General features: G+C 66.1%; 12 protein-coding genes and 1 tRNA gene. 11 read left to right on the top strand and 2 right to left on the bottom strand.

Features of this window, described 5'->3' with window-relative positions; genetic code table 11:
• The 5 genes from fdhE (at nucleotide 1) to N7422_RS18530 (ending at nucleotide 6345) form a co-directional block, all read left to right on the top strand.
• Nucleotides 1-921: a formate dehydrogenase accessory protein FdhE gene (gene fdhE / locus N7422_RS18550; protein WP_279807916.1), complete on the top strand. Its 921-nt coding sequence runs from the start codon at nucleotides 1-3 to the stop codon at nucleotides 919-921.
• A 156-nt stretch (nucleotides 922-1077) separates the two neighbouring features.
• On the top strand, nucleotides 1078-2505 hold the full coding sequence (gene selA, locus N7422_RS18545; RefSeq protein WP_279807915.1) for an L-seryl-tRNA(Sec) selenium transferase: 1428 nt from the start codon (nucleotides 1078-1080) through the stop codon (nucleotides 2503-2505).
• Complete coding sequence (selB, locus tag N7422_RS18540) at nucleotides 2502-4424, top strand: selenocysteine-specific translation elongation factor (protein ID WP_279807914.1); 1923 nt, start codon at nucleotides 2502-2504, stop codon at nucleotides 4422-4424. Before selA ends, selB begins: the two co-directional genes overlap by 4 nt.
• A 7-nt stretch (nucleotides 4425-4431) precedes the next feature.
• Nucleotides 4432-4527, top strand: a tRNA-Sec gene (locus N7422_RS18535).
• A 924-nt stretch (nucleotides 4528-5451) separates the two neighbouring features.
• Nucleotides 5452-6345: a pyridoxal-phosphate dependent enzyme gene (locus tag N7422_RS18530; RefSeq protein ID WP_279807913.1), complete on the top strand. Its 894-nt coding sequence runs from the start codon at nucleotides 5452-5454 to the stop codon at nucleotides 6343-6345.
• On the opposite strand, the gene N7422_RS18525 is transcribed toward N7422_RS18530, so the two are convergent.
• The gene (locus tag N7422_RS18525) at nucleotides 6336-6881 is read right to left on the bottom strand and encodes a cytochrome b (protein ID WP_279807912.1); all 546 of its coding nucleotides are present in this window, start codon (nucleotides 6879-6881) and stop codon (nucleotides 6336-6338) included. The two genes, N7422_RS18530 and N7422_RS18525, sit on opposite strands and share 10 nt — an antisense overlap.
• Nucleotides 6882-7085: 204 nt before the next feature.
• Nucleotides 7086-8078 carry a DUF1853 family protein gene (locus tag N7422_RS18520; protein ID WP_279807911.1) on the bottom strand — a complete coding sequence of 331 codons (993 nt, stop codon included), beginning with the start codon at nucleotides 8076-8078 and terminating at the stop codon, nucleotides 7086-7088.
• A 44-nt stretch (nucleotides 8079-8122) separates the two neighbouring features.
• Here N7422_RS18520 and N7422_RS18515 point away from each other — a divergent pair, with 44 nt between their 5' ends.
• Genes N7422_RS18515 through pepN form a run of 6 tightly spaced genes read left to right on the top strand, consistent with a single transcriptional unit; the run spans nucleotide 8123 to nucleotide 14640 of the window.
• Entirely contained in the window at nucleotides 8123-9013 is an 891-nt protein-coding gene (locus N7422_RS18515; protein WP_023632574.1) for an NAD(+) kinase, read from the top strand.
• Nucleotides 9010-9984, top strand: coding sequence for a metallophosphoesterase (locus N7422_RS18510; RefSeq protein WP_279807945.1), 975 nt, complete (start codon nucleotides 9010-9012; stop codon nucleotides 9982-9984). The genes N7422_RS18515 and N7422_RS18510 overlap by 4 nt, the downstream gene beginning before the upstream one ends.
• Nucleotides 9981-10868, top strand: coding sequence for a rhomboid family intramembrane serine protease (locus tag N7422_RS18505; RefSeq protein ID WP_279807910.1), 888 nt, complete (start codon nucleotides 9981-9983; stop codon nucleotides 10866-10868). Before N7422_RS18510 ends, N7422_RS18505 begins: the two co-directional genes overlap by 4 nt.
• Nucleotides 10869-10881: 13 nt before the next feature.
• The gene (locus N7422_RS18500) at nucleotides 10882-11142 is read left to right on the top strand and encodes a DUF1315 family protein (protein ID WP_011532970.1); all 261 of its coding nucleotides are present in this window, start codon (nucleotides 10882-10884) and stop codon (nucleotides 11140-11142) included.
• On the top strand, nucleotides 11139-11969 hold the full coding sequence (locus N7422_RS18495) for a DUF2797 domain-containing protein (RefSeq protein WP_279807909.1): 831 nt from the start codon (nucleotides 11139-11141) through the stop codon (nucleotides 11967-11969). The genes N7422_RS18500 and N7422_RS18495 overlap by 4 nt, the downstream gene beginning before the upstream one ends.
• A gap of 13 nt (nucleotides 11970-11982) precedes the next feature.
• Nucleotides 11983-14640 carry an aminopeptidase N gene (gene pepN, locus N7422_RS18490; RefSeq protein ID WP_279807908.1) on the top strand — a complete coding sequence of 886 codons (2658 nt, stop codon included), beginning with the start codon at nucleotides 11983-11985 and terminating at the stop codon, nucleotides 14638-14640.
• The last annotated feature ends 218 nt before the right edge of the window (nucleotides 14641-14858 follow it).

Below are 14858 nucleotides of genomic sequence, written 5' to 3'. Positions count from 1 at the left end.
TTGAGCACGATTCTCGAACCGGGGCAGATCGAAGCGTCGGCGGTGATGCCGCCGTTTCTGCACCTGCCCCCGGGCAATCTCTTCGACGTGCGTGCCGCACGGTTGGAGCATCTTGCCCAAGGCAATGCCCTTGGCGACTACCTGCGGCTGATCGCCCGGCTGTGTCGGATCCAGCAGCAGCTTGTGGATAACCCGCCCGCTGGCTTGCCGGTGGCCGAGGAGCGCCAGCGCCTTTGCATAAGTCATGGGCTGCCGCCGCTGGCGGCGGACAGCCTGGTGCGTGAGGGGCCATGGCTGGTCTGGTTGCAGGCGTTGCTCGAGGCGTTCGAGTCCGAGCCTGACGGGCCGGTGGCCGAGGCGCTGAGGGCATTGCGGGGCAGTGATGAGGCGCAGCGCAAGGGCTGGGGCATAGCCTTGCTCGGCGGTCAGTACGATGCGCTGCCGGCGGCGTTGGTGCCCTTTGTCGGCGCCGCATTGCAGGCAGCCTGGTCCAGCTGGCTGCTGGCGCTGCCCGAACCGGAGCTCAAACCTGCGGGCAGCCTGGCCCAGTGCCCGGCCTGTGGCTCGCCGGCCATGGCCGGTGTGGTGCGTAACCGGGGCAAGCACAATGGGCTGCGTTACCTGGCGTGTTCGCTGTGTGCCTGCGAGTGGCATGTGGTGCGGGTCAAGTGCGTGTACTGCGAGTCGAGCAAGGGCCTGCGCTACACCAGCCTCGAGGATGACCGCCACGCGCCGGGCAAGGCGCCGCTACGTGCCGAGTGCTGCCCGGGGTGTGACAGCTATCTGAAACAGAGCTACCTGGAGAACGACGCCGCAGCCGAGCCGCTGGCCGATGACCTGGCGAGCCTGGCGCTGGACCTGCGCCTGGACGAGGAGGGCTTCCATCGGCTGGCGCCGAACCTGCTGCTCGCGCCTGGATAGTCAGGGTCTACACTGCAGTACCGAGTCGCCTTTTTCGCGGGCAAGCCCGCTCCCACAGACAGCCCGCTGGCTTCGGCATCAGTGGCGTACCTGTGGGAGCGGGCTCGTCTGCGAAAGGGCCAGAACAGACAACGGATCAGTTGAAGGTCGTACCGCATGTCTTCAAGCCTCGCCAGCGACACCCCACGCTTGCCCTCCATCGACACCCTGCTGCGCCACCCGGTCTGCACCCCATTGATCGACCGCCACGGCCGCGACGCCGTGCTGGCCACCCTGCGCCAGCTGCTCGACGACCTGCGCGAACCGGCCCGCCTCGGCCAGCTCGGTGCCGCCGAACTGGCCGCCGAAGTCCTCCTGGGCCGCACTGGCGAACGCCTGGCCATCCAGCAGCGCAGCCAGGTGCGCCGGGTGTTCAACCTCACCGGCACGGTGTTGCACACCAACCTTGGCCGCGCCTTGCTGCCCGAGGAAGCGGTGGAGGCCATGCAGACCGCCGCGCGTTACCCGCTCAACCTGGAGTTCGACCTGGCCACTGGCAAGCGCGGCGACCGCGACGACCTGATCGAAGGCCTGATTCGCGAACTGACCGGTGCCGAAGCCGTCACCGTGGTCAACAACAACGCCGCCGCCGTGCTGCTGGCGCTCAACAGCCTGGGCGCACGCAAGGAGGGGATCATCTCCCGTGGCGAGCTGATCGAGATCGGCGGCGCCTTCCGCATCCCCGACATCATGGCCCGGGCCGGGGTGAAGCTGCACGAGATCGGCACCACCAACCGTACCCACGCCCGCGACTACGAAGCCGCCATCAACCCGCGTACTGGCCTGCTGATGCGCGTGCACTGCAGCAATTACAGCATCCAGGGCTTCACCACCCAGGTGCCCACCGCCGAGCTGGCGCGCATTGCTCACGAACGGGGCCTGCCGCTGCTCGAGGACCTGGGCAGCGGCAGCCTGCTCGACCTCACCCGCTGGGGCCTGCCGGCCGAGCCGACGGTGCGCCAGGCCCTGGCCGACGGCGCCGATATCGTCACCTTCAGCGGCGACAAACTGCTCGGTGGCCCGCAGGCCGGGATCATCGTCGGGCGCAAGGACCTGATCGCGAAGATCAAGAAAAACCCGCTCAAACGCGCCTTGCGGGTAGACAAGATCACCCTTGCGGCGCTCGAAGCCGTGCTGGCGCTGTATCGCAACCCCGACCGTCTGGCCGAGCGCCTGCCGAGTCTGCGTCTGCTGACCCGGCCTCAGGCCGAGATCGCCGCGCAGGCCGAACGGCTGGCGCCCAAGCTGGCCGCGCGGTTGGGTGGGCAATGGATCGTCAGCGTCGAGCCGGTCCTGGGCATGATCGGCAGCGGTAGCCAGCCTGTGGCGCGACTGCCCAGCGCGGCCCTGTGCCTGCGTCCGCAGGTGTCGAAGAAATTGCGCGGCCGCAGCCTGCACGTGCTGGAGCGCGCCCTGCGCGACCTGCCGGTGCCGGTGCTCGGGCGCATTGACGACGATGCCCTGTGGCTTGACCTGCGCCAGCTGGACGACGAGGCACAGTGGCTGGCGCAGCTGCAGGCCTTGCAACTGGGATCGGTGCAGTGATCGTCGGCACCGCCGGGCACATCGACCACGGCAAGACCGCGCTGCTCCAGGCCCTGACCGGCCAGGCCGGCGATACGCGTCAGGAGGAGCGCGCCCGCGGCATGACCATCGACCTCGGCTACCGCTATGCGGCCCTGGCCGAGGGGGCGCCGTTGACTGGCTTCATCGATGTGCCGGGGCACGAGCGTTTCATCCACAACATGCTGGCGGGCGCCCATGGCATCGATCTGGTGCTGCTGGTGGTGGCTGCCGACGATGGCGTCATGCCGCAGACCCGCGAGCACCTGGCGATCATCGAGTTGCTCGGCATTCCCCAGGCGCTGGTGATCATCAGCAAGTGCGACCGGGTCGAGCCACAGCGGTTGGCCGAAGTCCAGGCGCAGGTCGCCACGGTGCTGGCGCCCGGACCCTACGCCGGAGCCCCGCAGTTCCCGGTTTCGAGTCTGAGTGGCGAGGGGATCGATGCTGTGCGCGCGGCGTTGTTGGCCGCTGAGGCACAGGTGCATCGACGAGGCGTCCGTGGTGGATTCCGCCTGGCCGTGGACCGCGGCTTCGCGGTTTCCGGGGCGGGTGTGGTGGTGACCGGGACCGCCCTGGCCGGGCAGGTCAGCGCCGGGGACACGCTATTGCTGGGCAAGACCGGCAAGCCGGTACGGGTGCGTGGTCTGCATGCGCAGAACCAGGCAGCGCTGGTGGCCGAGGCCGGGCAGCGGGTCGCCCTGAACATCAGTGCCGAACGGCTGACGGCAGAGCAGGTGCACCGGGGCGACTGGCTGGTGCCGCAATGGCTGCACGCGCCGGGCGTGCGGGTCGATGTCGATTTCACCTTGTTGCCGGGCGAGACACGCACATTCGAACATTTCAGCGCGGTGCACGTGCACCTGGGGACCCAGGATGTCACGGCACGGGTCGCGCTGCTCGAGGGCGAGCGCTTGGCCGCCGGTCAGCGCATGTTCGCCCAGTTGCTGCTCAACGCGCCGTTGCAGGCGGTGCACGGCGATCGCCTGGTGCTGCGCGACCAGCGCGCCCAGCGCACGCTGGGCGGTGGCCGGGTGCTCGACCCGTTCGCGCCGAGCCGGCAGCGACGCAGCGAAGCGCGCCTGCGCCAGTTGCAGGTGCTGCGTGACGCCGATGAACTGGAGCAGGCCTTGCCGGCGCTGCTCGAGGCGGCGCCTGGCGGGCTCGATCCGCAGCGCCTGGAGCGCCAGTTCAATCGTCTGCGCGAAACCTGGCAACTGCCCGATGGGGTGCGGGTGGTCGCTACCCGTCAAGGCCAGTTGTTGTTTGCCCACCATCAGTGGCTGGCGCTCAAGGGGCAAGTGCTGCGGCGACTCGCGCAGTTCCATGAGCAGGAGCCCGACCAGTTGGGGCCGGACCGTGACCGCCTGCGCCGCTTCACCGCGTTGCCGCTGGAGCGTCCTGCATTCGTCAGTCTGCTGGACGAGTTGCTGGGGGAGGGGGCGATCAGCAGCAGCGGCCCCTGGCTGCATCTGCCGGACCACAAGGTCCAGCTCAGCGAAGCCGATAGCGTGCTTTGGGAGCGCCTGTTGCCGCGCCTGCTGGCCGGCGCGTTCGATCCTCCGTGGGTGCGAACGCTGGCCGCCGAGGAGCGCTGCGAGGAGGGCGAAGTGCGTCTGCTGCTGCGCAAGCTGGCCAGACTGGGGTTGTTGCACCAGGTAGTGCGTGACCTGTTCTACCCGGAGGTGACGCTCAGGCGCATGGCAGAGCTGCTGTTGCAGCAGGCCGAGGCATCGCCGATAGTGCAGGTCGCGGCGTTTCGCGATATGTTGGGCATCGGTCGCAAACGCAGTGTGCAGATTCTTGAATACTTCGACCGCATCGGCCTGACCCGTCGGGTCGGTGAGCAGCGTCATATCCGTGTCGACAGTGCATTGGCCCAGCAGCAGGCCGGTCGCTGAGATCCAGGGAAGGCAATCGCGCCCGGTGGCGCGGCCGGGCTTCAAACCCGGTTGGGGACGGCAGCCGTTCCCGGGCAGGTTCGACTCCCGCTGCCTTCCGCCATTTTTCTCTGATTCGAATGCTTGTGGGAAAGGCCAACCTGCCTGCCAACTAAATCGATCTCAGCTCAATAATCAATTCATATCTCTTGATCTTGATCTTGATCTTGATCTTGATCTTGATCTTGATCTTGATCTTGATCTTGATCTTGTTTCTAAGTGCGCGATAGTTCAAGCAACACAAGTTGCGACTTCAGGAGGCCGAGCGGAGTTCTTGCGGAGGGAGGTGACGGGCATGGATGCCCGTCAAGCGCTGCGCCCCAGGATGGGGCGTTCAGCGCGGTCCTCCCGGGAGCAAGAACGGAGCGAGGGAACCCCGGAGCGAAGCGTAGGGGCCGGATGAATGGAGCGAGGATTTTTTGCTTACTTTTTGATCCTTCAAAAAGTGAGCCGCCGTAAGGGCGGAAAGGTGACTATGCGTCGACAGCGCAAATGAATGTGCATATAGCTTTCAAAACAAGTTATTTAAAAGTCAAAGTTGGCCGGTGTCGGTTTTCATAGTTGTAGGCGCATTCATTTGCGATGTCGACGCATAGTCACCTTTTCGCCTTTACGGCGAGTCACTTTTTGTCAACCGCGACAAAAAGTAACCAAAAAACGCTGCGCTCCATTCATCCGGCCCTGCGCTACGCTCCGGGTTCCCTCACTCCGGCCTTGCTCCCGGGAGGACCGCGCTGAACGGCCCATCCTGGGCCGCAGCGCTTGACGGGCATCCATGCCCGTCACCTCCCTCCGCAAGGCCTGCGTTCGGCCTCCTGAAGTCGCGAAGTTACGGGCGGCGCCTGGACTGACGCAGCTGTCGCTAGCGGGCTATGGGGCTAGACTCTTGATCGGCAACGGCAACGGCAACGGCAACGGCAACGGCAACGGCAACGGCAACGGCAACGAGCGTTACTTCTGCAATTGCGCGATCAGATAAACTGCGTCCATGTCTGTTTTTTCTCTACCCCAAGCCCCTCTGCATCGCCTAGACCTGCCCTGGTTGCACCACGCGGGAGTAGAGGCTGCGGTCTTGCGTCTGGACCTGATCGACCCGCTGATCAGCGGCAACAAATGGTTCAAGCTGCGTCATCACCTGCTCCAGGCCCGCAAGGCCGATGCACCTGGCCTGATCAGCCTGGGCGGCAATCATTCCAATCACCTCCATGCCCTGGCGGCAGCCGGCAAGCGCTTTGGCTTTGCGACCGTCGGGCTATTGCGTGGCCATCCCCAGGACACGCCCACGGTGCAGGACCTGCGAGCCCTGGGCATGGAGCTGCACTGGCTAGGTTTCGGCGGCTACCGGGCCCGCCATGAGGCCGGCTTCTGGCAGCCCTGGCAGGCGCGCTATCCGGGTTGGCACTGCATCCCCGAAGGCGGTGGCGGCCTGGCGGGTGCGCAGGGCTGCGGAATGATCGTCGAGCAATGCCAGGCGCAACTGGCAACGCTCGGTTGGACGGACTACGACGCTTGGTGGCTGGCGGCAGGGACCGGCACGACCCTGGCGGGTTTGGTGCTGGAGGAGGCGGGCAGGCATGTGGTCCATGGCGCCTTGGCCGTGCCCCGTGACCACGGCGTGCCGGAAACCATCGCGACGTTGGCGGGCGTGCAGGGCTACGAGCTGCACGACGCCAGCCGTGGCGGTTTTGCCCGCCTCGACGACGCGCTGCTGGCATTCATCGCCGAGACCGAGCGGCAAACCAGCATGCCGCTGGAGGCGCTCTATACCGGCAAGGCCCTGCTGACCCTGCGTGACCAGGTCGAGGCCGGGTGCTTCGCCCCCGGCACCCGCCTGGTGTTCCTGCACACCGGTGGCCTGCAGGGGCGGCGCGGTTACTTGTAGGGCAGCATGCGCAGCAGGGTGTTGTCGCGCCGCACATAGTGGTGGTAGAGCCCCGCCAGCGCATGCAGGCCGATCAGCCAGTAGCCCCAGCTGCCGATGCGTTCGTGCCAGCCCTTGATGAACTTGGCCAGGTCCGGATCGGGGGCGACCAGGGCCGGCAGCTCCAGGCCGTAGAACGGAATCGGTTTGTCGGCGGCGCTGAGGATCGTCCAGCCGGCCAGGGGCAGGCCGATCATCATCAGGTACAGCAGCAGGTGCACCAGGTGGGCGAGGCCGGTCTGCCAGGCTGGCGGCCTGGGCACGATCGGTGGAGTGGGACGCGACAGACGCATGGCCAGGCGCAGCCAGACCAGCACGAACACCGTCAGCCCGAGCATGAAGTGCAGGTCTTTCATCAGGTCGCGCTCGGCGCTGTCCTTGGGGAACAGGCCGCGCAGTTCGATGCAGGCATAGACGGCCGCCAGTAGCACCAGCATCAACCAGTGCAGGGCGATCGACAGTCGCGCGTAGTGTGCCGCGGGAGTGGATGAAACCATGGTGGATCCTCGTCATCAGGTCGCAGAGGGCGCTCTTGTCGGCGTTCAGGTACAACTGTAATGGCTATCGGCAACCGATCCTTGCGCCAGGTCGGTGAAATGTGTGTTGTCTGCTTCGGCCTCTTCGCGGGTAAACCCGCACCCACAGGATCGGTGTGTGCTGTGGGAGCGGGTCTACCCGCGAAAGGGCCGGACCTGCCCACCTCAAAGACCGGGCAGATGCGGCCAGCTATCCGCCACCAGGAACAGGCGCTCGGCCTCCTGCCAGGCACCGTCGCCATCCTGCTCCAGCCGAACCAGCAACTGCGCGGGCGCGAGCGCATCCAACCCGGTCAGCCAATCGGTGAACTGGCTCGATACCCAGCACTGCTCCGTTGCCACCCGCGCAGGCGCCAGCCAGGCATGCCGGGGCAACGGCTGCCATCGTCCGGGAGGGCGATCCTCGAGATGACCCGGCCAATCGCGCCGGCGCAGCCAGCGCCCGCGCAAATGCGCCGGATGGGCGCCGGCGGGCGGCTCGGCATGCCCCGGCCAGGGATAGAACAGGTAACCGCCCAGCCACAGATTGGCCTCGACCTCGGTCACCCCCAGCCCGGCCAGCGCCGGTCGGCCATGGGGCTGGCTGGAGATCGTCAGCTGATGGCCGGCCAGGTGCGCCAGCTTGGTGCCGAGGCGGTCATGGCAGCCGGGGCCGAGCCAGTGCGATGGATCCGCGCCGTCACCGTCCGCTGGGCCTAGGTAGAGCTTGATGGCCAGCTCCAGGTGATGGTCGCCTTCCCGGTCGCGCAGCAGGATATCCAGCTCGCCCAGGGTATGCCCGCCGTCGCGGATCGCCAGATTGGCCGCCAACAGCTCGATGCCCGGCGCCTGGTGCAGGGCGAATTGCCACAGGCTTTCGTAGTACAGGCCCAGGCGCCGGCTGTTCAGGCGTGCCAGCCAGGCCAGAAGGGGCTCGGGCTCCTGGTCGAGGGTGGCGAGCCAGGCTTCCAGGCGTGGTGGGTCGTCCGCCCAGGCACTGCCCTTGAGCGGGTGGCGCTGGGGGCACCCGGCATGCGCCAGCAGCGGCGGTGAAAGCAGCACCCAGGCCAGGTCGCGCACGGCCGGGTGGCGCAGCTGGCGGGGCAGGGGCTGAAGGTGGGCGAAGGGCATCATCCTGGGAGCATAGCCGGTTTGCCGCTGGCCGGTCCTTTCGCCCATAATCCCGGCATTGTCACCCCGCCGCAGAGCCTTGCAGGAGCACCATGGAGCAATTTCGCAATATCGGTATCATCGGACGCCTTGGCAGCTCCCAGGTGCTCGACACCATTCGCCGACTGAAAAAATTCCTCCTCGAGCGCCACCTGCACGTGATCCTCGAGGACACCATCGCCGAAGTGCTGCCCGGCCACGGCCTGCAGACCTCGACGCGCAAGCTGCTGGGTGAGGTCTGCGACCTGGTCATCGTGGTCGGCGGTGACGGCAGCCTGCTCGGCGCCGCCCGCGCCCTGGCCCGGCACAACATCCCGGTGCTGGGCATCAACCGCGGCAACCTGGGCTTTCTCACCGATATCCGCCCCGATGAGCTGGAAGAGAAGGTCGCCGAGGTGCTCGACGGTCATTACCTGGTCGAGAACCGCTTCCTGCTGCAGGCCGAGGTACGCCGTCACCACGAGGCCATCGGCCAGGGCGACGCGCTCAACGACGTGGTACTGCACCCGGGCAAGTCGACGCGAATGATCGAGTTCGAGATCTACATCGACGGCCAGTTCGTCTGCAGCCAGAAGGCCGACGGCCTGATCGTCGCCACCCCGACCGGTTCCACCGCCTACGCGCTGTCCGCCGGCGGGCCGATCATGCACCCCAAGCTCGACGCCATCGTCATCGTGCCGATGTACCCGCACACGCTGTCCGGACGGCCGATCGTGGTGGACGGCAACAGCGAGCTGAAGATCGTCGTGTCCAAGGACCTGCAGATCTACCCGCAGGTTTCCTGCGACGGCCAGAACCACTTCACCTGCGCACCCGGCGACACCATCACGGTGAGCAAGAAGCCGCAGAAGCTGCGCCTGATCCATCCGCTGGACCACAACTACTACGAAGTCTGCCGCACCAAGCTCGGCTGGGGCAGCCGTCTGGGAGGCAGGGACGACTGATGTTCGATCCGGCGCGCAGTTTCGACATCATCGGTGACGTGCACGGCTGTGCGCTGACCCTCGAGCGGTTGCTCGATGCGCTCGGCTACAAGCGGGTGGGCGGAATCTGGCGCCATCCGCGGCGTCAGGCGCTGTTCCTGGGCGATATCGTCGACCGCGGCCCGCGCATCCGCGAGGCGCTGCACATCGTCCACGACATGGTCGAGGCCGGCCAGGCCCTCTGCATCATGGGCAACCATGAATACAACGCCCTGGGTTGGGTCACCCCGGCGCTGCCCGGCAGTGGCAAGGCGTACGTACGCGAACACACGCCGCGTCATGCCCGGCTGATCGACGAAACCCTCACCCAGTTCGCCCAGCACCCTGGCGACTGGCACGATTTCATCCAGTGGTTCCACGAGCTGCCGCTGTTCCTCGACGCCGGGCGCTTCCGCCTGGTGCATGCCTGCTGGGATCATCAATTGATCGAGCCGCTGCGCCGGCAATACCCTGACGGTCGCATCGACGCGCATTTCGTCCAGGCGTCGGCGGTGTCCGGCAGTTTTGCCGCCACGGTATGCAACCGCCTGTTGCGCGGCACCGACATGCGCCTGCCGGACGGCCTGACGCTGACCGGTGGCGACGGCCTGACCCGGGCGTTCTTCCGCACCAAGTTCTGGGAAGAGGACCCGCAGACCTACGGCGACATCGTGTTCCAGCCCGATGCGCTGCCCGACGAAGTGGCCCGCACGCCGCTCAGCCACAGCCAGAAGAACGCCTTGCTGCGCTATGCCGAGGACGAACCGTTGCTGTTCGTCGGCCATTACTGGCGCAGCGGGCGGCCGGCGCCGATCCGCGACAACCTGGCCTGCCTGGACTACAGCGCCGTGCTGTACGGCAAGCTGGCGGCCTATCGGCTGGATGATGAAACCCGCATCGACCCGCACAAGTTCGTCTGGGTCGATGTCGAGCGCCCGCAGGCCAGCCAATGAACGTGATCGAAGTGCTGCGCCTGCCGCTGACGGTCGACCTCAGCGGCTTCGTCGCCCTGCTGCGCCGCCTGCAGGTGCCGCATCGGGTGGTGGAGGAGGGCAAAGAACAGGTGCTGTGGGCGCCACCGGCCATGGCCGAGGATGTGCGCCAGCTGTACCAGCGCTTCCCCGACGGCAACGCCGACCTGCACGCCGTCCCCGACCCTGTGGGAGCCGGCGTGCCGGCGAATGCGCCAACGCCACCGTCCCTGAAGGAGCAGGCCCTGGCCTGCAAGGTCACCGCTGCCGTTCTGCTCCTGAGCCTGGTGGTCGCCGGGGTCACCGGCCTGGGCGACAACCTCTCGACCATTGCCTGGTTCACCTTCCTGCCGTTCCAGGTGCAGGGCGACTACCTGTACTTCACCCCCTTGCTCCAGGCCCTGGCCGAAGGCCAGTGGTGGCGCCTGGTCTCGCCCATGCTGCTGCACTTCGGCGTGCTGCACCTGGCGATGAACGGCCTGTGGTACTGGGAACTGGGCAAGCGCATCGAGCTGCGCCAGGGCCCGTGGATGCTGCTGGGGCTGACGCTGCTGTTCAGCTTGGTGTCCAACCTGGCCCAGCATTTCACCAGCGGCCCGAGCCTGTTCGGCGGCCTGTCTGGCGTGCTCTATGGCTTGCTCGGGCATGTCTGGCTGTACCAGTGGCTGGCCCCCAACCCGCAGTTCAACCTGCCCAAGGGCGTGCTGGCGATGATGCTGATCTGGCTGGTGGTCTGCCTGAGCGGCCTGGTCGGCCAGCTCGGCTTTGGCCAGATCGCCAATGCCGCCCATGTCGGCGGGTTGCTCATCGGATGCCTGACGGGCCTCTTGGGCGGAGGACTTGCCAGGCGTAGACTGTCGGCCTGACTGAGGAGACACCATGTCCACGTTCGCGCAAATGATCGAAAACATCACCCCCGAGATCTACGAGAGCCTGAAAACGGCCGTCGAAATCGGTAAATGGTCCGACGGCCGCAAACTGACCGCCGAGCAGAAGGAACTGTCGCTGCAGGCGGTGATCGCCTGGGAGATGAAGAACCTCCCCGAAGAACAGCGCACCGGCTACATGGGCCCGCAGGAGTGCGCGTCGAAGTCCGCGCCGATCGCCAACATCCTGTTCAAGTCGGACTCGGTACATTGATCGAACTCGCTCGTGGCTCTCTGAGCAAGATGGCGGTGCGCCTGGAAGCACCGGTCGTTCAATACAGTTTCCGCCTGGATGACACGCAGGTGCCGGTCAACCCCCTGATCGGCCAGTCGATCCGCCTCGAGTACCTCGGCGCGATCCACTGCAGCCACTGCGGCAAGCGCACCAAGACCAGCTTCAGCCAGGGTTACTGCTACCCGTGCATGACCAAGCTGGCGCAGTGCGACGTGTGCATCATGGCCCCGGAGAAATGCCACTACGACGCCGGCACCTGCCGCGAGCCGTCGTGGGGCGAGCAGTTCTGCATGACCGACCATGTGGTGTACCTGGCCAACTCGTCGGGGATCAAGGTCGGCATCACCCGCGCCACCCAGCTGCCCACCCGCTGGCTCGACCAGGGCGCCAGCCAGGCGCTGCCGATCATGCGCGTGGCCACCCGCCAGCAATCCGGGCTGGTCGAGGACGTGCTGCGCAGCCAGGTGCCGGACCGCACCAACTGGCGCGCGCTGCTCAAGGGCGACGCCGAGGTGCTTGACCTGCCGGCCATCCGTGAACAGATCTTCGACGCTTGCGCCGACGGCATTCGCGGTTTGCAGGAGCGCTTCGGCCTGCAGGCGATCCAGCCGTTGCCCGATGCGCAGGTGGTGCAGATGCGCTACCCGGTCGAGGCCTATCCGAAGAAGATCGTCAGCTTCAACCTCGACAAGAACCCGGTGGTGGAAGGCACGTTGCTGGGCATCAAGGGCCAGTACCTGATCTTCGATACCGGCGTGATCAACATTCGCAAGTACACGGCCTACCAGCTGGCCGTGCTCCAGTAAAAGGATCGTCACCATGCGTACCGAACAACCGCAAGTGATCTACCTCAAGGACTATCAGGCCCCCGAGTACCTGATCGACGAGACGCACCTGACGTTCGAACTGTTCGAGGACCACACCCTGGTCCATGCGCAACTGGTCATGCGGCGCAACCCAGAGCGTGGCGCCGGGCTGCCGCCGCTGGTGCTCGACGGCCAGCAGCTGGAGCTGCTGAGCGTGCAACTGGACGACCAGGCGCTGGCTGCCGGCGACTACCAGCTGAGCGACGACAGCCTGACCGTGCAACCGAATGCCGAACGCTTCACCCTCGACACCAGCGTGAAGATCCACCCGGAGAGCAACACCGCGCTGGAAGGCCTGTACAAGTCGGGCAAGATGTTCTGCACCCAGTGCGAGGCCGAGGGCTTTCGCAAGATCACCTATTATCTCGACCGTCCGGACGTGATGAGCACGTTCACCACCACGGTGATCGCCGAACAGCATCGCTATCCGGTGCTGCTGTCCAACGGCAACCCGGTCGGTGACGGCCCGGCCGAAGACGGCCGCCACTGGGCGACCTGGGAAGACCCGTTCAAGAAACCGGCCTACCTGTTCGCCCTGGTGGCCGGTGACCTGTGGTGCGTCGAGGATACGTTCACCCGCCAGTCGGGGCGTGACGTGGCGCTGCGCATCTATGTCGAGCCGGAAAACCTCGACAAGTGCAACCACGCCATGGTCAGCCTGAAGAAGTCCATGCGCTGGGACGAGGAGGTCTACGGCCGTGAGTACGACCTGGACATCTTCATGATCGTCGCGGTCAACGACTTCAACATGGGCGCCATGGAAAACAAGGGCCTGAACATCTTCAACTCCAGCTGCGTGCTGGCCCGCGCCGAGACCGCCACCGACGCCGCCCACCAGCGCGTCGAGGGCGTGGTCGCCCACGAGTACTTCCACAACTGGTCGGGCAACCGCGTGACCTGCCGCGACTGGTTCCAGCTGTCGCTCAAGGAAGGCTTCACCGTGTACCGAGACGCTGAGTTCAGTGCCGACATGAACTCGCGCACGGTCAAGCGCATCGAGGACGTCGCCTACCTGCGCACCCATCAGTTCGCCGAGGATGCCGGCCCCATGGCCCACCCGGTGCGTCCGGACAGCTTCATCGAAATCTCCAACTTCTACACCCTGACCGTGTACGAAAAGGGCGCCGAAGTGGTGGGCATGGTCCACACCCTGCTGGGCGCCGAGGGCTTCCGCAAGGGCAGCGACCTGTACTTCGAACGTCACGATGGCCAGGCGGTGACCACCGACGACTTCATCAAGGCCATGGAGGACGCCAACGGCGTCGACCTGACTCAGTTCAAGCGCTGGTACAGCCAGGCCGGCACGCCGCGCCTGGAGGTCAGCGAGGCCTATGACGCCGCTGCGCAGAGCTATAGCCTGACCTTCCGCCAGAGCTGCCCGCCGACCCCGGGCCAGGTCGACAAGCTGCCGTTCGTGATTCCGCTGGCGCTGGGCCTGCTGGATGCCGAAGGCAACGACCTGCCTTTGCGCCTGGTCGGCGAGGCGCAGGCCGTCGGCACCAGTCGCGTGCTGTCGGTGACCGAGGCCGAGCAGACCTTCACCTTCGAAGGCATCCCGGCCAAGCCGCTGCCGTCGCTGCTGCGCGGCTTCAGTGCGCCGGTCAAGCTGAGCTTCCCCTATGATCGCGACCAGCTGATGTTCCTCATGCAGCACGACAGCGATGGCTTCAACCGCTGGGAAGCGGGGCAGCAGCTGTCGGTGCAGGTGCTGCAGGAACTGATCGGGCAGTATCAGCGCGGTGTAGCGTTCAAGCTCGACCAGCGGCTGATCACCGCCCTGGGCACGGTGCTGGGTAATGAGGCACTGGACCCCGCCATGGTCGCCGAGATGCTCTCGCTGCCGGGCGAGGCCTACCTCACCGAGATCAGCCAGGTGGCCGACGTGGACGCCATCCACGCCGCCCGCGAGTTCGCCCGCCAGCAAATCGCCGAGCAGCTGTTCGACGCCCTGTGGGCGCGCTACCAGGCCAACCGCGAAGTCTCGCGTAACACCGCCTACGTCGCCTCGGCCGAGCACTTCGCCCGTCGCAGCCTGCAGAACATCGCCCTGTCGTACCTGATGCTGAGCGGCAAGCCGCAGGTACTCGAGGCGACCCTGGAGCAGTTCGAGCACTGCGACAACATGACCGAGCGCCTCACCGCTCTGGCGGTGCTGGTCAACTCGCCGTTCGAGGCCGAGCGGGCCACGGCGCTGGAGGCCTTCGCCGAGCACTTCAAGGACAACCCGCTGGTCATGGACCAGTGGTTCAGCGTGCAGGCGGCCAGCACCTTGCCGGGCGGCCTGGCACGGGTCCAGGCGTTGATGGAACACCCGGCTTTCACCCTGAAGAACCCGAACAAGGTGCGTGCGCTGGTCGGCGCCTTCGCCGGGCAGAACCTGGTCAACTTCCATGCCGCCGATGGTTCGGGGTATCGCTTCCTGGCGGATCTGGTGATCGAGCTCAACGCGCTCAATCCGCAGATCGCTTCGCGTCAACTGGCGCCGCTGACCCGCTGGCGCAAGTATGACGACAAGCGTCAGGCGCTGATGAAGGGCGAGCTGGAGCGGATTCTCGCTTCGGGGGCGCTGTCCAGCGATGTGTATGAAGTGGTGAGCAAGAGCCTGGCGTAAGCCGGGTAGATATTGGGGCTGCTGCGCAGCCCATCGCGACGCAAGGCCGCTCCCACAGGGATGGCGCCAGGGCAGATCTGGCGCATGTCCTGTGGGAGCGGCCTTGTGTCGCGATGGGCCGCAAGGCGGCCCCAAATGTTTTTTCTGGTTAACAAAACATAACGTCCCGCTCGTTGTGTTCCGCCGAACAACCCCGATAGGATGGCCCGAAGCTATTC

The sequence above is a fragment of the Pseudomonas sp. GD04091 genome, from assembly GCF_029836165.1.
In the GTDB taxonomy this organism is placed as follows: domain Bacteria; phylum Pseudomonadota; class Gammaproteobacteria; order Pseudomonadales; family Pseudomonadaceae; genus Aquipseudomonas.
This window is presented reverse-complemented; position numbering and strand designations above follow the sequence as displayed.

Coding starts and splice junctions, on each gene's coding strand:
- selA (WP_279807915.1), top strand. CDS start 1,078: ATGTCTTCAAGCCTCGCCAGCGACACCCCACGCTTGCCCTCCATCGAC.
- N7422_RS18530 (WP_279807913.1), top strand. CDS start 5,452: ATGTCTGTTTTTTCTCTACCCCAAGCCCCTCTGCATCGCCTAGACCTG.
- N7422_RS18525 (WP_279807912.1), bottom strand. CDS start 6,881: ATGGTTTCATCCACTCCCGCGGCACACTACGCGCGACTGTCGATCGCC.
- N7422_RS18520 (WP_279807911.1), bottom strand. CDS start 8,078: ATGGGCGAAAGGACCGGCCAGCGGCAAACCGGCTATGCTCCCAGGATG.
- N7422_RS18515 (WP_023632574.1), top strand. CDS start 8,123: ATGGAGCAATTTCGCAATATCGGTATCATCGGACGCCTTGGCAGCTCC.
- N7422_RS18505 (WP_279807910.1), top strand. CDS start 9,981: ATGAACGTGATCGAAGTGCTGCGCCTGCCGCTGACGGTCGACCTCAGC.
- N7422_RS18500 (WP_011532970.1), top strand. CDS start 10,882: ATGTCCACGTTCGCGCAAATGATCGAAAACATCACCCCCGAGATCTAC.
- pepN (WP_279807908.1), top strand. CDS start 11,983: ATGCGTACCGAACAACCGCAAGTGATCTACCTCAAGGACTATCAGGCC.